The following is a 20380-nucleotide window of genomic DNA, read 5'->3' as shown; positions in this document are numbered from 1 at the left end:
GGTGCGGGTGGGGGGGCGCCCGTCTGGTGTGTCCCCTGTGTCGTGGGTGGGTGCGGGTGGGCTCGCCCTTCCGGTGTGTCTCTGTGGGCCCGCCTTTCGGTGTGTCGCCTGGGTTGTGGGTGGGTGCGGGGGTCTGGGGGGCGCGTTTGTGCAGGTCAGGGTGGGGGTGGTTGGGGTCGTACGGGTGTTCGAGGGTGGGGGTATGGTGGAAGGGAACGGGTGTTCGATAGTGGTGGGAGGTGCTCGTGGCGGGGTTTGTGCATGTGCGTGTTGTTTCTGGGTTTTCCTTGCGGTACGGGGCCTCGCATCCGGAGCGGCTTGTTGAGCGGGCTGAGGAGAGGGGGATGGGGGCTCTTGCGTTGACCGATCGGGACACGCTGGCCGGGGCTGTGCGGTTCGCCAAGGCTTGTGCGGGGAGGGGGGTGCGGCCGGTTTTCGGGGTGGATCTCGCCGTGGAGGGAGAGGGGGGTCGGAGGTCTCGGAGGCAGCCTGTTCGGGGTGGGGCTTTTGTGGACGAGTCGGCTCCCCGGGTCACCTTTTTGGCTCGGGACGGGGCTCGGGGGTGGGCTGATTTGTGCCGGGTTGTCAGTGCCGCTCATGCGGGGGGTTCCGCTTCGCCTCGGCTTTCCTGGGAGAGCAATCGGGGGGACGGGCTCACCGTGCTGCTCGGGCCCGATTCCGATGTGGGGCGGGCTCTCGGCGCCGGGCAGGCTGGTCGTGCCGCTCGGCTGCTCGCCGTCTGGCGTGAGGTGTACGGGGACGCCCTGCGGATGGAGGTCGTCTGGCACGGGCGGGGCGGGGTGGGTGCCGGGTCCTTGCGGCTGGCCGCTCGGATGCTCGGGTTCGCTGTGGAGCAGGGGGTGCGGCCTGTGCTCAGTAACGCTGTGCGGTATGCCGATCCGGGGCAGGGGGTCGTCGCCGATGTGCTGGATGCCGCGCGGCGGCTCGTACCCATTGATTTCCGGAAGGAGCTGGACTCCGGGGAGGCGTGGCTCAAGGGGGCGCCCGACATGCTTCGGGTCGCCGAGCGGGTGGTGGAGGCCGCCGGGTACCGGCGGGAGGTGGGGTGGCGGCTCGTCGAGCAGACGCTGGCCACTGCCGGGGAGTGTCTTGTCGATCCCGAGCGGGATCTGGGGATCGGGAGTGTGCGGTTTCCCGAGGCCCGGCTCGTGGGAGCCGGGCGGCGGACCGCTCAGCGGGCGCTCGCCTCGCGGGCCGCGGCGGGGATGGTGCGGCTGGGGTACGGCGGGCGGCGGACCTACTGGGAGCGGATGCACGAGGAGCTGGACGTCATCGCGCATCACGGGTTCGCTTCCTACTTTTTGACGGTCGCTCAAGTTGTCGATGACGTACGAGGGTTGGGGATTCGGGTTGCGGCTCGGGGGTCGGGAGCCGGGTCGCTCGTCAATCATCTGCTGGGGATCGCTCATGCCGATCCGGTGGCGCACGGGCTGTTGATGGAGCGCTTCCTGTCCAAGGAGCGTGTCGTACTGCCCGATATCGACATCGATGTGGAGTCCGCTCGGCGGCTCGAGGTCTACCGGGCGATCATCGGGCGGTTCGGTGCCGAGCGGGTCGCCACGGTGGCGATGCCCGAGACGTATCGGGTGCGGCACGCCGTGCGGGACGTGGGAGCCGCTCTGTCCATGGACCCCGCCGAGATCGACCGTGTGGCCAAGTCCTTTCCTCACATCCGGGCGCGTGACGCGCGTGCCGCGCTGGAGGAGCTGCCCGAGCTGAGGCGGTTGGCGGCGGAGAAGGAGCGGTACGGCAGGCTGTGGGAGCTGGTCGAGGCGCTGGACGCGCTGCCGCGCGGCGTCGCCATGCATCCGTGCGGGGTGCTGCTTTCGGACGCCTCGCTGCTCGCCCGTACGCCGGTGATGCCGACCAGTGGTGAGGGGCTGCCCATGTCCCAGTTCGACAAGGACGACGTGGAGGACCTGGGGCTGCTCAAGCTGGACGTCCTCGGTGTGCGGATGCAGTCGGCCATGGCGCACGCCGTCGCCGAGGTGGAGCGGGCCAGTGGGGAGCGGGTCGATCTGGAGGAGCTGCCGGAGGGGGATGAGGAAACGTATCGGCTCATCCGGTCCACCGAGACGCTCGGCTGCTTCCAGATCGAGTCGCCCGGACAGCGGGATCTCGTGGGGCGGCTTCAGCCGGAGTCCTTTGAGGATCTGGTGGTCGACATCTCGCTCTTCCGGCCCGGTCCTGTCGCCGCCGACATGGTGCGGCCGTTCATCGAGGCGCGGCACGGGCGTGCGCCGGTGCGGTTTCCGCATCGGGATCTGGAGGCGCCGCTGAAGGGAACGTACGGCGTCGTCGTCTTCCACGAGCAGATCATCGACATCGTCTCGATCATGACCGGCTGCGGGCGCGGCGAGGCCGACGCGGCGCGGCGGCTGCTGTCCGACGCGGAGCAACAGGGGCGTATCCGGGTGTGGTTCGCGCAGCGGGCGGAGGAGAAGGGGTACGACGCCGCGACCGTCGAGCGGACCTGGGAGATCGTCCAGGCGTTCGGGTCCTACGGGTTCTGCAAGGCGCACGCCGTCGCCTTCGCCGTGCCCACCTATCAGTCGGCGTGGCTCAAGGCGCACCATCCGGCGGCTTTCTACGCCGGGCTGCTCACCCACGACCCCGGGATGTATCCGAAGCGGCTGCTGCTGGCCGATGCGCGGCGGCGGGGTGTGCCGGTGCTGCCGCTCGATGTGAACGTGTCCGCCGTCGCCCATCGAATCGAACTGGTGTCCGGTAAGTGGGGGGTGCGGCTGGGGCTCTCCGACGTGCACGGGATCAGCGGGGCCGAGGCGGAGCGGATCGCCGCCGGGCAGCCGTACGCCTCCCTGCGGGACTTCTGGGAGCGCGGGCGCCCCGGACGTCCGCTGGCCCAACGGCTCGCGCAGGTCGGCGCGTTGGACGCCTTCGGCGGCAACCGGCGTGATCTCCAGTTGCATCTGGCCGAGTTGCACCGGGGAGCCCGGGGCGGGCGTGGGGACCAACTGCCGCTGGGCGGGGGCAGGCGGACCGCTGCGGCCGGGCTGCCCGATCTCTCCCCGGCGGAGCGGCTCAGCGCAGAGCTGGGCGTGCTGTCCATGGACGTCTCCCGTCATCTGATGGACGACCACCGGGAGTTCCTGGCCGAGCTGGGCGTCGTGTCCGCGCGGCGACTGCGCGAGGCACGGCACGGGGAGACGGTGCTCGTCGCGGGCGCCAAGGCGGCCACCCAGACCCCGCCGATCCGCTCCGGCAAGCGGGTCATCTTCAGCACCCTGGACGACGGCACGGGCCTGATCGACCTCGCCTTCTTCGACGACTCCCACGACGCCTGCGCCCACACCGTCTTCCACTCCTGGCTGCTGCTGGTGCGGGGCGTGGTGCAGCGGCGCGGTCCGCGCAGCCTGAGCGTCGTCGGCTCCGCCGCCTGGAACCTCGCCGAACTGGTCGAACTGCGCGCCGAGGGCGGTCTCGACCGGGTGGCCGCCCAACTGGCGGAGTCCGTGGAGCCGGTGGGCGAGGACCGCGTCGGTGGCCGTCGTATCCGGATGGCCACCGGGTACGACATGCACCCCTGGGCCGATCTGCGCCCCGCCGGGGAAGGGGTCGCCCAAGGACCCGCCGCCGCACGGAAGTTGTGGCATCAGAGTCCGGGGAGCGCGGGATGACCGTTCTCTGTGTGCGATTCCGGCTGGCGCCCGAGCGGGAGGGGCTGCTGCCCGCGCTCGTCGGGCTCGTGGAGGAGTTCACCCCGGTGGTGCAGGCGCTGGTGCCGGACCGGGTGCTGGCCGATCTCGGCGGCGCCGAACGGTACTTCGGGCGCGACGCGGTGGAGATCGCCCCCGTCGTCCGGGTCCGGGCGCTCGCGCGGTACGGCGTCGACTGCGCCGTCGGCGTCGGGCCAGGACCGATGCTCGCCCGGCTGGCGCTGCGTGCCGCCCGGCCCGGGGGTGTGCGGGTCGTGCCCGAAGAGGCGTGTGCGCGCGCGGAGTTCCTCGCCGGGCTGCCGGTCGCCGCGCTGCCCGGGGTCGGCTCCGCCACCGCCCGCACCCTGTGCGAGTACGGTCTCGACACCCTGGGCCGGGTCGCCGCCGCGCCCCCGTCCACCCTCCAGCGGCTGGTCGGCGCCCGCGCGGCGCGCGAACTGCGGGACGGGGCGCGGGGGATCGACCGGGGGAAGGTCGTACCGAACGCGGTCGCCCGGTCCGTCTCGGCGGAACGCGCCTTCGGTACGGATGAGTTGGACTCCGACCGGCACCGCGGGGCTCTCCTGAGCGCCGCCGGTGAGCTGGGGTTCCGGTTGCGCGGGGAGGGACAGGTCTGCCGGACGCTGACGCTCACCGTGCGCTACGCCGACCGGTCCACCACGACGCGTTGCCGCACCCTCGCCGAGCCGACCGCGCACTCGGCCGCCCTCACCCGGACCGCCTACGGCATGTACGAGACGCTCGGTCTCCAGCGGGCCCGCGTCCGCGCCGTCACGCTGCGCGCCGAGGGGCTGGCGCCCGCCGAACACGCCTCGCATCAGCTCACCTTCGATCCCGTGGACGAGAAGGTGCGCCGGATCGAGGAGGTCGCCGACCGGGTGCGGGCCAAGTTCGGTCCCCGCGCGGTGATTCCGGGGACGCTTGCGGCGTGAGTGCGGCGAGTTACGCGTGTTGTGGGTGATTTGGGAGTGACTGGAGTTCTGTCGCCGGGTCAGACCGGTCTGGTGACGGTTCCTCAGTGTGCGTGTGCGTCTGATGCGTGATGGAACTTTTTACCGACGCGTAACTTCACAGTTGCACTACTCGTCCGTAACTTGACGAGTGAACCAGCATCCCGTGATCCGGATCACAGGGTCAGTCCCCGTGCACCCCCCTTGAGCCGCAAGGAGATCACACGATGCTGCCCTGGAAGCGAGCGCTCAGACCGCTCGCCGCGCTGCTCCTGGCCGCCGGCCTCGCCACCGTCCCCGCCGCCACAGCCCACGCCGCGACCGCGCCCAGCTCCGGCTGGAACGACTACTCCTGCAAGCCCTCCGCCGCCCACCCGCGCCCCGTCGTCCTCGTCCACGGCACCCTCGGCAACTCCGTCGACAACTGGCTCGGACTCGCGCCGTACCTGGAGGACCGCGGGTACTGCGTCTACTCCCTCGACTACGGCAAGCTCGCCGGTGTCCCCGTCTTCTACGGCCTCGGACCCATCGACAAGTCCGCCGAGCAGCTCTCCGCCTTCGTCGACAAGGTGCTCGCCTCGACCGGCGCCGCCAAGGCCGACCTCGTCGGGCACTCCCAGGGCGGCATGATGCCGCGCTACTACCTGAAGTTCCTCGGCGGAGCCCCCAAGGTGAACGCCCTCGTCGGGATCGCCCCGAGCAACCACGGGACCGACCTCAGTGGTCTGACCAACCTGCTGCCGTACTTCCCCGGCGCCGAGGACCTCATCAAGGCCACCACCCCGGGTCTCGCCGACCAGATCAACGGCTCGGCCTTCCTGACCAAGCTCAACGCGGGCGGCGACACCGTCCCCGGAGTGCACTACACGGTCATCGCCACCAAGTACGACGAGGTCGTCACGCCCTGGCGCAGCCAGTACCTGACCGGCTCCGACGTCCACAACGTCCTGCTCCAGGACCTCTGCCCGCTCGACCTGTCCGAACACGTCGCGATCGGCCTGATCGACCGCATCGCCTTCCACGAGGTCGCCAACGCCCTCGACCCGGCGCACGCCACCGCCACCACCTGCGCGTCGGTCTTCAGTTGACCGCCGCCGGGTCCTGTCCGACCTGAGCCGCCGGACAGGACCCGGCACATCCCGCGCGCGCCGCTCAGCGCCCGCCCCGCTCCCGGCCGGTCGAACGCTGCCGCACCGAGAGGAACAGCGCCGCCGAACCGAGCGCCAGCACCCCGGCACCGACGACCGCCCCGTACGAGGTGTGCGGGGCGGCGCCCGTGTCGGCGAGATGGAGTGAGGTCACCGTCGTGACAGGGAAGTCGGCGGTCGGGGAGGGGGCGGCAGAGGGCGCGGTGGCCGTCGGGGCGGGAGCCTTCCGCTCGTGCCGCTCCTGCGGTTCCGCCGTCGGTGTGGCCACCGCCTCCGCGATCCGTACGTCCGCCGGGGCGACGGGAGTTGACGCCGGAGCCGTGGGGACCGGAGCCGCCCGGTGGGTCGTCGGCGCCGGGGACGGCGGGGGAGTCGTCCCGCCGAAGTCCACGTCCTCGCAGGAGCGGAGCGTCCCCTGTCCGTCCGAGCGGTGCCACACCGCGTACAGCACCTGTCTGCCGGTGCGCTCGGGGAGGGTGCCCGTGAACGTGTAGAGACCGCCCGAGGGCGTCGCGTCCGCCACCCATGCCACCGGATGCGCCAGGTCCAGCGCCGACCAGGTCAGGGGGCGCGCCGGGTCGAAGTCCGCCTTGGTCACGTACACCGTGAGGCGGCCCTGGTGGTGCGTGGTCACCCGGTACGTGAAGGGGTACGGACCGCTGTGCACCCGGGGCGTGGACCAGTCGGTGCCGACCAGGTCGAGACCCCCGAACTGCCCGTTCTCCGCGCCGCACAGCTCGCCGCTCCGGGAGCCGTGGCCAGAGCCGTGTGCCGTGGCGGGCGCGGCGGTGAGCGTGAGCGGGACCAGCCCGAGCACGGCCACCGCCGCTGCCGCGCGCAACCGGGACATCCCCTGCCCGGGGTGAACCGAGAGCATGGGGAAGGGCATCGGGACTCCTCGCGGCATCGCGTCGTCCGGCTGCCGGACGGCCCGGCTTCCGTGGGGGGTGTGATCAGAAACTAGCCGTGTACGCGGCGGAGTTGGGGTCGTCCGGGCGGTCCGGGCGGATCTTTATGGTCGCCTTAAGGACGTGCTCAGGCTGGGCTCAGGTAGCGGGCGGCGCAGGGGCGGTCCGGAGCCGGTCCGGGGCTGGTTCGGGGGCGTTGTCAGTGGGGGGTGCCATGCTGCGGGCATGAGTGATGTGGGTGGGTCGGTGGACTGGGACGTGCGGGCTGCCTCCTTCGACGAGGAGCCCGATCACGGCCTGCGCGCGCCCGAGGTGCGGGACGCGTGGGACGCGCGGTTGCGGAGGTGGCTGCCCATACGCCCTGCCGACGTGCTCGATCTCGGCTGCGGCACCGGGAGCCTCGCGCTGCTCGCCGCCGAACAGGGGCACCGGGTGACGGCCGTCGACTCCTCTCCCGCCATGGTCGAGCTGGCCCGGGGCAAGCTCGCCGGGCACGACGCGGTCGTGCTGCGCGGGGATGCCGCCGAGCCGCCGGTGGGGGAGGGGAGCGCGGACGTGGTGCTCGTCCGGCATGTGCTGTGGGCGCTGCCCGAGCCGGAGAAGGTGCTGCGCCGCTGGCGTGAACTGCTGCGACCCGGCGGGCGGTTCGTGCTGGTCGAGGGGGTGTGGGGGACGGTTGCCCCGGCCGGGATACCCGCGGACCGGCTCGCCGCGCTGCTGGCGCCGGTCGCGCGGGAGGTGCGGGTGGAGTCGCTGTCCGGCGATCCGCTGCTGTGGGGGAAGACCGTGGAGGACGAGCGGTACGCGGTGGTGGGCACGGTGTGAGGCGCGCGCTCCGCCCCGCTACGGACGCCGCGCTGCGGGCTCGGTTCAGGCGAGAAGGGCGTCGAAGCCGCTCGTCCGGGCCAGCGTCTCCAGCGCGGTCAGGGCGGACACGGCCGCCGTCGCCGCCTCCGGGTCCGACTCCGCGAGACCGCTCGCGGCGAACTCGTCCTCGTCCAGGCGCCGTACGTCTTCGCCGTCGGCCGACAGCCAGAGGTCCAGGTCCAGGTCCTCGACGGTCAGCTCGGCGCCGGAGCGGACGGCTGGGCGGGTGATGTCGCAGTACCAGCCCTTCAGCGTGCCGTCCCCGGCGCGGACCTCTTTCACCGCGTACCACCGGTCGCGCCAGTAGTACTCGGTGAACACGTCCCCCGGCTCGAAGCGGACGAAGCCGAAGTCGCGGATGCCGTCGCCTGCCCAGGGGGCGCGGACGGTCAGCCGGGTGCCGTCGTCGGAGAGGAGCGCCGCCGGGTAACGGATCTTCGTACGGCCCGCCTTGGTCAGCACGACCTCCAACACGCCCGCACCGTCAGCCGAGTTCGCGGACATACTGCACCTCCGTCGCGCACGTCTCGTAGCCGAGCCACTTGTTGACGGCGAGCATCGGACCGTTGGTCGCGTCGTTGCCGGTGAACGCCTCGGTGACACCAGCCGCGCGGGCGCGGTGCAGGGAGTGCGCCTTGGCCAGCTTGGCGAGACCGCGGCCCCGGTGGGAGCGGGCGGTGCCGGTCATGGCGGTGAGGTAGCGGGTCGCGCCGTCGGTGCGGGCGGCGGTGAACGCGACCGGGCGCCCGTCGGCCACGCAGACCACGGTCAGCTCGCGGTCCAGCAGCGGGTGTTCCCAGGTCTCCTCCAGCCATGCCTCGTAGTCCGAGTAGGACATCGTCACCGCGCTCGGCTCGTCCGACGCGGTCTCCGCGTCCAGTGCGAACACCGGCCGGGGATCGTCCGCGAAGTCGGCTGCCGTGCGCAGCTCCACGCCGGGCGGGGTCGCGGGCAGCGCGGGGAGGTCGCCGGCGGTCAGGTCGCGGCGCAGGAAGTGCGCGGTGTGGCCCGGGGCGTAGCCGCGCCGCTCGGCGAAGGCGCGGTTGCCGGGGGTGTCGAGGACCCAGGAGTGGGACCTGGTCGCGCCGACGGACGCGAGATGCGCCTCCCCGGTCTCCAGCAGCAGCCTGCCCGCGCCGCGCCCGGTTCTGCCGGGGTGGACGTACACGTTCACATACCCCTGGCCCGGCTCGGTGCTCTCGTGCGCGACGCTCACCTGGGCGGTGCCGATCACCTCGCCGTCCTCCTCGGCGACGAGCGCGCGGTAGTGGGCGTCCGGGTGGATGCGGGCGATGACATGGCGGACGGATTCCGGGGTGAACAGGACGTACGGCAGGGCGAGCCGTCGTACGCGGACGAAGCCCTCCGGGTCGGACGGGACGTCGGGACGCAGATCACGCACGAGGACGGTCATGGGCAGGCACGCTACGAGCCCGCCGGGCGCAGGCGCCTCCCATTTTTCGCGCGCGGGCGGGACGCGTTCCGCCCGCGCCGCGCCCGCCCGCTCCGCACCGCGCCGCGCGTGCGGGACAATCGGGGGGTGAGCCTGAAGATCCACATCGATGACGGCGCCCCGCCCTACGAGCAGGTGCGCGCGCAGATTTCCGAGCAGGCACGGGCGGGTGTGCTCCCGGTGGGGTACCGGCTGCCGACCGTGCGGGGCCTGGCCGAGTCCCTGGGGCTCGCGGTGAACACCGTCGCCAAGGCGTACCGCGCGCTGGAGGCGGACGGGGTGATCGAGACCCGCGGGCGCAACGGCACGTACGTCGCCGCCGCGGGTTCCGCCGCGAGCAAGGAAGCCGCGGCGGCCGCCCAGGCGTACGCGGAACGCGCCCACCGGCTCGGTCTCCCGGAGGACGAGGCGCTGGCCGCCGTACGCGACGCCCTGCGCGCCGCCTACGGGGAACAGGGCTGAGCGACGCCCCCTAACGCCGTGCCGTCGGCTCCGGTGTGCGCGTCACCGGCAGACCCGCCTTGCGGGCCAGGGCGCCGAACTCCGCCGCGTCCTTCACCGCCGCGCCCCTCGGGTCGTTGTTGAAGTACGCGTACACGTCGTCCGCGCCGTCCCAGGTCGAGGCGATGCGCTCCACCCAGCTCTCCAGCGCGGTGTGCCCGTAGCGCGGCCAGGGACGGGCGCGGCCACGGTGGAAGCGGACGTACCCCCAGTCGGCGGTGCGCCACAGCGGGGTGACCGGGCGGGACAGCACGTCCGCCCAGCACAGCGCCGCGCCCCGCGCCTCCAGGACGCCCTTCGTCTCGGGCGTCCACCAGGACTCGTGGCGCGGCTCCACCGCGACCCGGGTGCCCTTCGGGAAACAGGCGAGGCACGCGTCCAGCAGGGGCGGGTCCGCGCGCAGGGTCGGCGGCAACTGGAGCAGGACCGGACCCAGCCGGTCGCCGAGCCCCTCGGCGTGGCTCATCAGCCGGTGCACCGGCTCCTCGGGGTCGCGCAGCCGCTTGATGTGGGTCAGATAGCGGCTCGCCTTGACCGCGACCACGAAGTCCTTCGGCACCCGCTCCCGCCAGGACGCGAAGTTCTCGCGGGAGGGCAGCCGGTAGAAGGCGTTGTTCAGCTCGACCGTCGCGAACAGCTTGGTGTACTCCTCCAGCCACAGCCGCGCCGGGCAGCCCGTCGGGTACACCACGCCCCGCCAGCTCTTGTACTGCCACCCCGACGTGCCGACGAACAGGGTCATACGTCCATGAAAGCACCGAAGCGGGAGTCGTACCGGTGCGGACCGAGGTGTACCGGTGCGGACCGAGTCGTACCGGTGCCGCCACGGACCCGGACCGGGTGCCGCTACAGATACAGCCCCGCGTCCACCCCCTCCCGCGCCCCCGGCACCGACGTCGGACCCGTGCCCCGGCGCAGCGCGTACAGCTCGGCCAGGGTCGCGCCCTCCCGGCCCACCGCGCTGTCGTGCTCGGAGCCCTCGGCGCCCAGCCAGTCCATCGCCTCCGGGCGGGTCAGCGGACCGACCTCGATGCGGGCCAGACAGCGCCCTGGACGGACCACGGCGGGGTGCAGCCGCTCCAGGTCCTCGTTGGTGGTGACCCCCACCAGGACGTTGCGCCCCTGGCCGAGCAGCCCGTCGGTCAGGTTCAGCAGCCGGGACAGCGCCTGGCCCGCGGTGTGCCGTGCCTCGCCCCGGATCAGCTCGTCGCAGTCCTCGAGGAGGAGCAGCCGCCAGCGGCCCTTGCCCGTGCCGTCCTCCTCGCCGATCGCGATGTCCATCAGATAGCCCACGTCGGAGAAGAGCCGCTCCGGGTCGAGCACGCAGTCCACCTGGCACCAGTCCCGCCAGGAACGGGCGAGCGTCCGCAGCGCCGAGGTCTTGCCGGTGCCTGGCGGTCCGTGCAGCAGGAGCAGCCGCCCGGCGATGTCCTCCGGGGTCGTCTTCATCAGGCGGTCCATCGCGGAGGCGACCGGCGCGGTGTAGTTGGACCGCACCTCCTCCCAGGTGCCCGCCGAGATCTGGCGGGTGGTGCGGTGCGGACCGCGCCTCGGGGAGACGTACCAGAAACCCATGGTGACGTTCTCCGGCTGCGGCTCGGGCTCGTCGGCCGCGCCCTCGGTTGCCTGGCCGAGGATCTGCTTGGCCAGGTCGGCGGTGGTCGCGGTCACGGTCACGTCCGCGCCCCGGTTCCAGCGCGAGACCAGCAGGGTCCAGCCGTCGCCCTCCGCGAGGGTCGCGCTGCGGTCCTCGTCACGGGCGACCCGCAGCACGCGGGCGCCCTCGGGCAGCAGGGTCGCGCCTGAGCGCACCCGCTCGATGTTGGCCGCGTGGGAGTACGGCTGCTCGCCCGTCGCGAAACGGCCGAGGAACAGCGCGTCGACGACATCGGAGGGCGAGTCGGAGTCGTCGACATTGAGCCGGATCGGCAGGGCGTCGTGTGGGTTGGCGGACATGCCGCCATGATCTGTCACGGATGCCCTCCGCGCACGGCATTTCCGCCCCTTCCCGGAGGGTGTTCCCAAGACCTGCCCGACGCCCCGATTCCGCCGTTACTGTGGTCCTGATGGCACGTCATGGGTGGTACACGGGGGATCGGCGGTGGCGGCTCACCGCACTGCTCGGCGCGGGCGTGCTCGCCCTCGCCCTGGTGGTGACGCTGCTGGGCACGCTTCCCGGGCGCGGCGCGGACACCTCCGGCACCTCGCGCGACGGCGACCGGGTGCACGGCACGCCCGCCACCCCCGCCGGACGCGCGCAGCCCTCGGTGGGCTGGGGCTTCACCCACACCCAGTACAGCGCGGACCGGGGCGGCGGCGCCGCCACCGAGCGCGTCGAGAAGCTGCTCGCCGGGGACGGCGGTCTGCCGCAGGACCAGGCCATCATGGGCTGGGGCGCCGACAACCCCGAGCCGGTGAAGGGGCGTTACGACTTCGGCGCCCTGGACCGCCGCATCGACTTCGTCCGCGCCTCCCACGGCACACCCGTGATCACGCTGTGCTGCTCGCCGGACTGGATGAAGGGCGGCAAGGCGGGCGCCGACCGCACCGACTGGAGCCAGACCGCCCTGGAGACCGCCCCCACCCCGGACCACTACGCGGACTTCGCCAGGCTCGCCGCCACGGTCGCCCGCCGCTACCCCGACGTACGCCACTTCGTCGTGTGGAACGAGTTCAAGGGCTTCTGGAACGACTCCGCCGGACGCTGGGACTACGAGGGCTACACGAAGATGTACAACCTCGTCTACCGCGCCCTGAAGAAGGTGAACCCCGACATCATGGTCGGCGGTCCCTATCTGGTGATGGACAGCGTCGGCACCGGACAGCAGCACGCCTCCGACACCCTGCGCGGCGACTGGGGCGCCATGGACCAGCGGGTCCTGGACGCCTTCCGCTACTGGAACACCCACAAGGCGGGCGCCGACTTCGTGGTCGTGGACGGCTCCAGCTACACCAACGACGACAAGTCCCTCCCCGACGAGTTCGCCGCCACCGCCAAGTTCACCGACGTCAGCGCGTGGCTGCGCCGCCAGACCCACGACCTGCCGCTGTGGTGGGCCGAGTACTACGTCGAGCCCGCCGACGCCGACGACCGGCGCGAGGGCTGGTCCGAGGACCACCGGACCGCCGTCCACGCCACCGCCCTGATCGCCATGGTCGACGGCGGCGCCGACTCCGCCTTCTACTGGAACCCCGAGAAGAAGAGCGGCACCGACTGCGCGGGCTGCCTGTGGACCCCGACCAGCGAGGCGGACGGCGGACGCGCCCTGCCCATGTACGGTCTGCTGTCCCGCTTCCACGCCGCCTTCCCGCCCGGCACCCGGTACGAGAAGGTCTCCGTCGCCCCCGACGACCGCTCCAACGTACGGGTCCTCGCCAGCGACCGCACGATCCTGGTCGTCAACACCCTGAACCGGTCGATCAGCGCCCAAGTGGACGGAAAACGCTTCACGATGGGCGCCTACGGCGTGAAGTGGCTCAAGCGCTGAGCCACTTCACGCCGTAGGCGCCCGCGGTGCGTCGTTCAGCTCATCGTCACGAACCGCTGGACCAGCGACGCGAGGAACACCGCGAGCAGCGGCAGCGAAAACCAGAACCCCGTCTGCAGCAGCCGCAGTTGGCGCACGCTCGGTCGCATCGCGACCCGTACGACCTCCCGCGTGGTGAGCAGCAGGATCAGCAGGACGGCCGCCAGCGCGCCCACCACCGACCACGGAGTCCACGTGATCTGCGGTCCGATCGGTCCCGGGTCCGGCTCCGGCACCGCGCCCGCGGGGCGCTCACGCAGCGCGTACACGGTCACGTCGTCGTTGACCAGGACCCGGCGCAGCTCCCGGCGCGCGTCCAGGTTGGCCAGCAGCCGGGGCTCCCAGCTCGCCGAGTAGCCCGAGTCCAGCTCCAGATAGCGGGTCTGGCTCTCGTTGATCATCAGATACGAGTTCGGACCCGCGTCCTTCAGCGCCGTGACCAGGCCGGACACCAGCACCGGGTCGGGCGGTGCCAGCGTCGGCAGGTAGTTCACCCGCTCCATGTCCCGCGCGCCCCACGGCAGGGCGGGGGTCACGTCGTTCACCGGGTCGTTGCTCAGCCACAGCAGCCGCAGGGTCGGCTTGTCGTGGGCGTACGCCCAGTTCATCGCCGCGACCTCGCCGGGGCGGGTCCGCTCGAAGGTCTCGTTGCCCCAACGGGCCACCAGGAAGCCGCCGATCAGCAGCAGCCCGGCGAGCAGCGCGGCCAGCGGAGCGAGGCTCACCCGGTCCTTCTCGCGCTCCTCGGCGGTGGCGCCGGTGCGCGGGAAGAGGGCGAGCGCGCCGAGCAGGGCAGCGCCCGGCAGGGCGAACATGAAGACGCGCAGCGCCATCTCGCCGCCGTACGACTGCATCCCGAAGCCCAGGAACGGCACGAAGGCAAGCACCAGCAACGAGCGCTCGCGGTACCGGTGTTCCCGCCTGCGCCACCAGCCCCAGCAGGCGAGCGCCAGCACCGAGCCCGCCAGCAGCACCCGGGTGTAGAGGACCAGCTTGTGCGTCGAACTCCCGCCCTGGATACGGCCGGAGACCGAGCTGGAGACATTGCCGCCGACCCCGCCGAGCCCGCCGAAGAGGTCGTCGAAGTGCCCGGACCAGTACGGCTCCGCCATGAAACCGAGCCACGCCACCACGACCACCGCGAACAGCAGCGGCAGACCGCGCAGTTCGCACCGGTTCAGGACGACGAGCACGGCGACCACGCCGAGCATCACGAACGGGGTGAGCTGGTGCGCCGGGACGCTCGCCGCGAACAGTCCGGTCAACACCAGGAGCAGCACGGCGCGTTGACGCCGGTCGGTGGGCTCCACCTCGGACTCGCCCGGGCGCAGCCGGGTCCAGATGACGTGCGGGGGGCGGAACCAGACCAGCAGGATCGCCGCGAACGCCAGATACAGCAGATAGGTGAAGCCCTGCGGGGAGAAGTAGTCCTGACCTACCCAGCCCGCCAGGACGAAGATCCACACCCCGGTCCACTTGGCGCGCCAGCCCGCCCGCAGTGAGCGCGTCAGCAGGAACATCGGTGCCAGGTAGGCGAGTTGGATGACGGTCGGCCACCAGCGGATGACCTCCGTCAGATCCCGCACCCCGCACGCCCGCGCCACGAACGCCGTCACCGCGAAGAAACCCGGCCAGCTCCAGCGGGCGTCCAGGTCGGGCACGGCGGAACCGGTGCGGTCGATGTAGTCGAGGAAGCCCAGGTGCTGCCACGCCGTGGGGAAGCGCGGCGCGCTCTCGATCACGGCGGGCAGCGCGTGCAGGCTGATCACGGTCGCCAGCAGGGTGATCAGCAGCAGGGCACGGTGTTCCCGGCGCAGCCACAGCAGCACGGCGAACACCGTCACCAGCAGCGCGGTCCCGGCCAGCGTCGGCAGCGGCAGCACGGAGACGAGCCCGAGCCCGCCCATCGCGTCGAGGTCGGCGTCGTCCAGCCGGAGCGCGGGCACCCAGTACAGGAGCAGCGCGGCGATGAGGAGACAGCCGAGGAGGAGTCCGGAGCGGGTGGGGGCGAAACGGGAGCGACCGGGTCCGGGCTCGGCGCCGGGGTCGTCCTGCGTGTCGGGCGTCCGGGGCGCTCGTTCCGCCTGCTCGGCGGGGGCGGGCTCGGGCGCGACCGGCTGCGTCGGGCTCCGCTTGAGTCCGCTCTCGGGCAGCGACGTCGCGAACGGCGCGTCCAGTTCCTCGTGTCGTCCCGGCAGCACCGGTGTGCCTCCCGGCGGTGTTCCCGGACCCGGTCGTACGTCCGGCCGGCGCTCCACATGGTCGAAGTCCACCCGCACCCCGAGCGCGACCGTGTCCTGGTCCAGCGCCCAGCTCGGTCCTCGCCGACGCGCCGTGCCCACGGTCTTCGCCTCGCGGGCGCCCAGGTCGGCGAGGTCGCCGTCGGGTGCGGTCGCCGGGGGAGTGTCCTCCGGACCGGAGCGGATCGTGCGCCACAGCTTCGGCGCCGCGATCGCCACGATCACCGCGAGGCTGGAGATCTCCGCGACACCCGCCCCTGTCAGCCCCATCCGGGGCAGGAGCAGCAGCGTGAGACCCAGGACCAGGACGCACAACAGCCCCTGGAGCCAGGCGAGTCCGGAGGTGCGGCTCTGTGCGCGCAGCACCGCGAAGTACGTCTCCATGACGACCCGCAGCACCGCGCCGACCGCGAACCAGCGCAGCAGCGGGGTCGCCGCGTCGGCGTAGCCCGCGCCGAAGACGCCCAGGATCCAGGGGGCGCCGACGAACAGCACCGTCGCGATCGGCAGCATGATCCGCGCCATCCGCTTGAGCGCCGCGCGGGTGTTGGCCGCGAGCCGGGCCGGGTCGTGCGAGCCCTCCACGGTCAGCGAGGCGCCCATGTTGATGGCGAGCAGGTTGGTCGTGCCGCCGATGGTGGTGGTGATGTAGAAGTACGCGTTGTCCTCGCTGCTGACCTGCGAGGCGATGATCACCGGGACCAGGTAGACCACCGCGAGGGAGAACAGCGAGCCGGTGTAGTCACCGGCCAGGAACCTCCCGATCTCCCGCAGCGACGGGGGACTGGCGTGCCCCTTGGTCGCCTCGACGTGCCGGGGCACCAGGCGCCGGAACACCAGCCAGCCCAGCGGCACCACCGAGGTGGCGATGGCCGCGACCCAGGACACGAAGACACCGGCGGCCGGGATCGCCACCGCGAACGCCACCAGCAGCGCCAGCTTCACCGCCGAGAACACCGTGTTGCCCACCGGCACCCACGGCGCGCTGCGCAGCCCGGTCAGCACCCCGTCCTGGAGCGTGAGCAGGTTCCAGGCGACGACGGCGGCGATGAAGCCGAGCCCGTTCACCGTGCCGTGCAGGAACCGGTACGACGGACCCCACTCGTTCAGCGTCAGCAGGAACACGACCGCCGCGAGGGCCACGACCAGCGAACTGCCCGCGTACGTACGGCGGATGAGGCGTCCGGTGTGCCGTCCCGCCACCGGGATGAAGCGGGCGAGCGCGCCCGTGAGCGTCACCGCCGTGAGCCCGGCGAGCAGCTTCATCGCGGCGATGGCGGCCGAGCCCTGCCCCACGGCGGACTCGGAGTAGTAGCGCGCCGCCGCCAGCCAGAAGCCGAGCCCCAGGACGGCGGAGATGCCGGTGTTGAGCATCAGCGCGTAGGCGTTGCGGAACAGCGGGCTGCCGCCGCTCGCAGCGCTCAGACCCGGCAGGCGCAGGCGTCTGCCGGTCCGCTCGGGCGGCTCGGCACCGGGCGCGGCGGGCTCGGTCGTGGTGGTCGTCGTGTCAGACACGGGAGCTGATGGCCTTCCGGCGGACCTGGCGTGCTCTTCGGACGAGTGCGTAACCTTTGCTGAGCGCGCGGTCCTTGACGAAGTGACGGGCGATCGCCCGCCCTTGGACCAGCCGCTCGAACTCCTCGACGCCGGTGGCGCGGCGCACGGTGACCCGCCGCAGGGCGTACGGACCCTGCGCCCGCCGCGCGAGCGTGTTGCCGACGGCGAGCGCCTGCGTGTACCCGGCCGAGCGCACGGCACGGCGCACCCGGCGGTCGGAGTAGCCGTACGGATAGGCGAACGACCGTGGTCGCACGCCCAGTTCGCCGGTGACGATGTCGGTGCTGCGGGCCAGCTCCCACTCCAGGGCGGTGTCGTCGAGCTGGTCGAGCTGCGGGTGGCTGTGGCTGTGACCGCCGATCTCGACCCCGGCGGCGCACAGCGCCCGCACCTGGTCCCAGTCGAGCATGGTGTCCAGGGCGCCACCGGTGTCGTACCGCCCCCTCACCCAGCCGGTGGAGACGAACACCGTGGCAGGGAAGCCGTGTTGGGCGAGGACCGGCAGGGCGTGCCGGTGGACGCCCTCGTAGCCGTCGTCGAAGGTGATCAGCACCGGGCGGCGGGGGAGCGGGCGGTGAAGACGCCAGTGCTCCGCGAGCGCCGCGGTGGTGAGCGGGGTCAGACCCAAGTCGCCGATGAGCGCCATCTGTTCGGCGAACGCCTCGGGGGCGACCGACAGGGCGCGGGTGGCCGCGTTCGGTGCGGCGGCGACCGCGTGGTACATCAGAACCGGTACGGCCGCCTCGCTCATCCCTGCGCTCCCTTCGCCTCCGGCGCCGCCGTCATCCCTGCCCCGATCGGCGCCACGGAGAACGCGGGGGCGCCCCGCCGGGCGCGTGCGCTGCCGATCGCGTAGCCGCCCGCCGCCGTGAGCACCCCCGCGACGATCGCGCCCGCGCGACCCGCGCCGCCCGGTCTGCCGAGCAGCGTGTCGCGCAGACCGCGCACCACCCCGGCGGGCAACACCCGTGTCGTGTACCGGCGTTCGGACTCCAGTCCCTTGGCGGCACCGACACTGCGGGCCACCAGCGCCTTCGACAGACCCTCCGCGTAGGTGCGGGTGCGGAAGTAGGCGAAGCGCTCGCGTGCCTTCGGCACCCGGTGGTGGATCACCGCGCGGTCGTCGACGAGCAGCACGGCGTCCGGGCGGGCGCGGGTGAGGCGGATGCACAGTTCCGTCTCCTCGCAGCCCAGCGGGCGGCGGTCGCCGTCCCGTCCGATGCCGGTGGCGAAGCCGCCCGCCGCCTCGAACGCCGTGCGCCGGAAGGAGGCGTTGCCGCCGAGGACGTTGCGCACCCGGACCCGGCCGGGCGCCAGACCCCGGTAACTGCAGCCGACGACCCAGTCGAACTCCTCGGGGAACCAGTCGGGGCGCCGTCCGGACGCCCACACCGGGACCGTACGGCCGCCGACCGCAAGGACGCGCGGGTCGGCGTACCCCTCCGCGAAGTGGCGCAGCCAGTGCCGTTCGGCCACGGCGTCGTCGTCCAGGAAGGCGATGACCTCGCCGTGCGAGGCGGCGATGCCGGTGTTGCGGCCGGAGGACAGACCGCGCGGACCGGCGTTGGCGAGCACCCGGACGGGACCGGGACCGGGACCGGTGCCGAGGGCCTCCCCCGTGGCGGACGTGTCCGTGCCCTCGGCCGAGTCGTCCTTGAACTCCCGCGCCAGCCGCTCGAGGAGCGCCGGGTTGTGGTCCACGACGAGGAGGGTCTCCAGCGCCGGGTACGACTGGGTGCGCACCGAGGAGACCGCCGCGAGGATGTCCTCCCAGCGGTCCTCGGTGTACACACAGATCACGACGGAGATGCCGGGATCTCTCAAGACACCTCTCCCCGGAGCGTGTTCGCCAGCGCTGCCCGCCGCTCGCGGCGCAGGGCACGGCGGTTGGACCGCTCCTGGAGGATGACCCGCAGCACCCGCAGCCCGTCGCGCACCGCCCGCAGATTGCTGGCGCCGTGGATGCGCAGGTACTCGTGGCTCGGGATCTCCTGCACGCGCAGCCCCGCCTTGACGACTCTGATGTTCATCAGGGTCTCGACCTCGAAGCCGGTGCAGTCGAGGTCGATCTTGTCCAGGCAGTGCCGCCAGAAGGCGTTGTAGCCGTAGCACAGGTCGGTGTAGCGGGCGCCGAACTTGCGGTTGACGACCGTGCACAGCGCCCAGTTGCCGAGCCGGCGGATCAGGGTCATGTCATCGGTACCGCCGCCGTTGGCGAACCGCGATCCCTTGGCGAAGTCCGCGCCGGAGACCAGCGCGGAGACGTACGACACGATCTCGTTGCCGTCGGCCGAGCCGTCCGCGTCGACCATCACGATGATGTCGCCGGAGCAGGCTTCGAAGCCGCTGATCAGGGCGTCCCCCTTGCCCTTGCCGCGCTGCCCGACGACCTTCACGCCGGGCCACAGCGAACGCGCCACCTCCACGGTGTCGTCGGTGGAATTGCCGTCGACCAGGACCACTTCGTGGATCCAGTCCGGAAGGGTCTTGAAGACGTACGGCAGGTTCTCCGCCTCGTTCATGGCGGGAATCACCACGCTGACCGGCGGAGTGATCGCCAGATGCGAGGAGATGGGCCGATAGGAGCCCGCGACCACGGGCTCGGGGCCCGGACTGGACATGGGCAGAACGGAACTCATGACGGTGTGATCCCTCTCGTCCGGTGGACCGCCCGCCCCTGGGCGGCCCGGCTCTGTGTCCGGTTCGAAAGGGGGGTACTCACCCGCGGGGCACGGCGAAGTGGTCTTCCGTGTCCGTGGACGAGCTGGCAAAGCTGCCGGGCTGCCTACGTGCGGGCAGCCGGTCGCGCGGCCCGGCCCGGTCACCTGATGCGGTCACCGGACACGGCACCCCCCTACCGCGCCCCGCCTCGGAATGTCGCCGGTCCTGAGCCCTCCCCTGAACCGAGTGCGACGGACCGATGCGGGTGAGATGTACGACGGTATTGACGATTGAACCTGAATGGCAAGGTCTGGACGCGGCCTCACCTTTTTGTTGGTCTGTCCGTTACACAACCTTGGCCCATGTTCCTCATTCCGGCAGCCGTTTTCCCGAACTCGCCTTCATACGGCGGAAGATGACCAGAAAGAGCAGCAGACTCAGACCGGTCACGGCTACGATCCCGCCCCGCACCGACCAGCGGTGCACGGCGAGCATGGCCTGCGCCACGAGCATGTCGAGGACGATCGCCCCCGCGAGCGCGACGACGAGTCGGCCGTAGGTGTCGAGCCCGCGCAGGGCGAGCCAGATCGCCGCGGTCGGCGCCGCCAGCAGGAAGAACAGGGTCGACGGACCGCGCAACGGCGTGTGCGCGTCCGCGAGCGCGAGCAGCGCGCCGCATCCGGCGACGGCCGTCGCGGCGCCCGCGAGCAGTGAACTCGTGTTGCCCGATGATGACTTGACAGAAATTGACCGCATGGGCCGACTTGCCCCCCGACGCGCCGGATGCCGGGCTTCAATGTGTCCCAGTCGTGCGCGGGCCGTCAAGACGGCCTGTTTCGTACGGGCGTTCCCGTTAATGGTGTGAACGGT

General features: G+C 72.1%; 16 protein-coding genes. 6 read left to right on the top strand and 10 right to left on the bottom strand.

Translation table 11 applies throughout. The features are described 5' to 3' along the window. Positions 1–245 precede the first annotated feature (245 nt). The 3 genes from IF655_RS18935 to IF655_RS18925 all read left to right on the top strand — a co-directional run bounded on the left by IF655_RS18935 (position 246) and on the right by IF655_RS18925 (position 5736). Positions 246–3659 (top strand): DNA polymerase III subunit alpha, encoded by a 3414-nt coding sequence (locus IF655_RS18935; protein WP_199586071.1) that lies wholly within the window; start codon positions 246–248, stop codon positions 3657–3659. Next, positions 3656–4630 (top strand): hypothetical protein, encoded by a 975-nt coding sequence (locus IF655_RS18930; protein WP_199586070.1) that lies wholly within the window; start codon positions 3656–3658, stop codon positions 4628–4630. The genes IF655_RS18935 and IF655_RS18930 overlap by 4 nt, the downstream gene beginning before the upstream one ends. A 245-nt stretch (positions 4631–4875) precedes the next feature. After that, positions 4876–5736, top strand: coding sequence for a triacylglycerol lipase (locus IF655_RS18925; protein ID WP_199586068.1), 861 nt, complete (start codon positions 4876–4878; stop codon positions 5734–5736). Between the two features lie 64 nt (positions 5737–5800). On the opposite strand, the gene IF655_RS18920 is transcribed toward IF655_RS18925, so the two are convergent. Then, complete coding sequence (locus IF655_RS18920) at positions 5801–6685, bottom strand: lytic polysaccharide monooxygenase (protein WP_242488806.1); 885 nt, start codon at positions 6683–6685, stop codon at positions 5801–5803. A 244-nt stretch (positions 6686–6929) separates the two neighbouring features. Here IF655_RS18920 and IF655_RS18915 point away from each other — a divergent pair, with 244 nt between their 5' ends. Further along, entirely contained in the window at positions 6930–7529 is a 600-nt protein-coding gene (locus tag IF655_RS18915; protein ID WP_199586067.1) for a bifunctional 2-polyprenyl-6-hydroxyphenol methylase/3-demethylubiquinol 3-O-methyltransferase UbiG, read from the top strand. A gap of 45 nt (positions 7530–7574) precedes the next feature. Here IF655_RS18915 and IF655_RS18910 read toward each other — a convergent pair whose 3' ends face one another. Next, on the bottom strand, positions 7575–8075 hold the full coding sequence (locus tag IF655_RS18910; RefSeq protein ID WP_199586065.1) for a DUF402 domain-containing protein: 501 nt from the start codon (positions 8073–8075) through the stop codon (positions 7575–7577). Continuing rightward, positions 8056–8985, bottom strand: coding sequence for a GNAT family N-acetyltransferase (locus IF655_RS18905; protein ID WP_199586063.1), 930 nt, complete (start codon positions 8983–8985; stop codon positions 8056–8058). Before IF655_RS18905 ends, IF655_RS18910 begins: the two co-directional genes overlap by 20 nt. Positions 8986–9111: 126 nt before the next feature. On the opposite strand from IF655_RS18905, the gene IF655_RS18900 reads away from it, so the two are divergent. Continuing rightward, complete coding sequence (locus IF655_RS18900) at positions 9112–9486, top strand: GntR family transcriptional regulator (protein WP_199586061.1); 375 nt, start codon at positions 9112–9114, stop codon at positions 9484–9486. Positions 9487–9496: 10 nt separating this feature from the next. Here IF655_RS18900 and IF655_RS18895 read toward each other — a convergent pair whose 3' ends face one another. Further along, a complete protein-coding gene (locus tag IF655_RS18895) occupies positions 9497–10267 on the bottom strand; it encodes a DUF72 domain-containing protein (RefSeq protein WP_199586059.1) in 771 nt (256 codons plus the stop codon). Positions 10268–10371: 104 nt separating this feature from the next. Further along, entirely contained in the window at positions 10372–11481 is a 1110-nt protein-coding gene (locus tag IF655_RS18890) for a DUF5925 domain-containing protein (protein WP_199586057.1), read from the bottom strand. Between the two features lie 110 nt (positions 11482–11591). On the opposite strand from IF655_RS18890, the gene IF655_RS18885 reads away from it, so the two are divergent. After that, positions 11592–13013, top strand: coding sequence for a xylan 1,4-beta-xylosidase (locus tag IF655_RS18885; protein ID WP_199586055.1), 1422 nt, complete (start codon positions 11592–11594; stop codon positions 13011–13013). Positions 13014–13048: 35 nt separating this feature from the next. Here IF655_RS18885 and IF655_RS18880 read toward each other — a convergent pair whose 3' ends face one another. The 5 genes from IF655_RS18880 to IF655_RS18860 form a co-directional block, all read right to left on the bottom strand. Further along, positions 13049–16807, bottom strand: coding sequence for a lipopolysaccharide biosynthesis protein (locus IF655_RS18880; RefSeq protein WP_199586053.1), 3759 nt, complete (start codon positions 16805–16807; stop codon positions 13049–13051). Further along, positions 16800–17600: a polysaccharide deacetylase family protein gene (locus IF655_RS18875; RefSeq protein WP_199586051.1), complete on the bottom strand. Its 801-nt coding sequence runs from the start codon at positions 17598–17600 to the stop codon at positions 16800–16802. The genes IF655_RS18880 and IF655_RS18875 overlap by 8 nt, the downstream gene beginning before the upstream one ends. Beyond that, positions 17597–18673, bottom strand: coding sequence for a glycosyltransferase family 2 protein (locus tag IF655_RS18870; RefSeq protein WP_199586049.1), 1077 nt, complete (start codon positions 18671–18673; stop codon positions 17597–17599). The genes IF655_RS18875 and IF655_RS18870 overlap by 4 nt, the downstream gene beginning before the upstream one ends. Beyond that, entirely contained in the window at positions 18670–19488 is an 819-nt protein-coding gene (locus IF655_RS18865; protein WP_199586047.1) for a glycosyltransferase family 2 protein, read from the bottom strand. The genes IF655_RS18870 and IF655_RS18865 overlap by 4 nt, the downstream gene beginning before the upstream one ends. A 391-nt stretch (positions 19489–19879) precedes the next feature. Further along, positions 19880–20266, bottom strand: a complete 387-nt coding sequence (locus IF655_RS18860; RefSeq protein ID WP_242488805.1) for a hypothetical protein — start codon at positions 20264–20266, stop codon at positions 19880–19882. Positions 20267–20380: the final 114 nt, after the last annotated feature.

It is taken from the genome of Streptomyces sp. DSM 110735, assembly GCF_016482685.1.
Taxonomy (GTDB): domain Bacteria; phylum Actinomycetota; class Actinomycetes; order Streptomycetales; family Streptomycetaceae; genus Streptomyces.
Note: the sequence above shows the minus strand (reverse complement) of the source record. Positions and strands in the feature narration are given on the sequence as shown.

What these genes read in the sequence shown, in the direction of transcription:
- IF655_RS18930 (WP_199586070.1), top strand. Translation starts at nt 3,656, where the DNA reads ATGACCGTTCTCTGTGTGCGATTCCGGCTGGCGCCCGAGCGGGAGGGG.
- IF655_RS18925 (WP_199586068.1), top strand. Translation starts at nt 4,876, where the DNA reads ATGCTGCCCTGGAAGCGAGCGCTCAGACCGCTCGCCGCGCTGCTCCTG.
- IF655_RS18920 (WP_242488806.1), bottom strand. Translation starts at nt 6,685, where the DNA reads ATGCCCTTCCCCATGCTCTCGGTTCACCCCGGGCAGGGGATGTCCCGG.
- IF655_RS18915 (WP_199586067.1), top strand. Translation starts at nt 6,930, where the DNA reads ATGAGTGATGTGGGTGGGTCGGTGGACTGGGACGTGCGGGCTGCCTCC.
- IF655_RS18910 (WP_199586065.1), bottom strand. Translation starts at nt 8,075, where the DNA reads ATGTCCGCGAACTCGGCTGACGGTGCGGGCGTGTTGGAGGTCGTGCTG.
- IF655_RS18905 (WP_199586063.1), bottom strand. Translation starts at nt 8,985, where the DNA reads ATGACCGTCCTCGTGCGTGATCTGCGTCCCGACGTCCCGTCCGACCCG.
- IF655_RS18895 (WP_199586059.1), bottom strand. Translation starts at nt 10,267, where the DNA reads ATGACCCTGTTCGTCGGCACGTCGGGGTGGCAGTACAAGAGCTGGCGG.
- IF655_RS18890 (WP_199586057.1), bottom strand. Translation starts at nt 11,481, where the DNA reads ATGTCCGCCAACCCACACGACGCCCTGCCGATCCGGCTCAATGTCGAC.
- IF655_RS18885 (WP_199586055.1), top strand. Translation starts at nt 11,592, where the DNA reads ATGGCACGTCATGGGTGGTACACGGGGGATCGGCGGTGGCGGCTCACC.
- IF655_RS18875 (WP_199586051.1), bottom strand. Translation starts at nt 17,600, where the DNA reads ATGAGCGAGGCGGCCGTACCGGTTCTGATGTACCACGCGGTCGCCGCC.
- IF655_RS18865 (WP_199586047.1), bottom strand. Translation starts at nt 19,488, where the DNA reads ATGAGTTCCGTTCTGCCCATGTCCAGTCCGGGCCCCGAGCCCGTGGTC.
- IF655_RS18860 (WP_242488805.1), bottom strand. Translation starts at nt 20,266, where the DNA reads ATGCGGTCAATTTCTGTCAAGTCATCATCGGGCAACACGAGTTCACTG.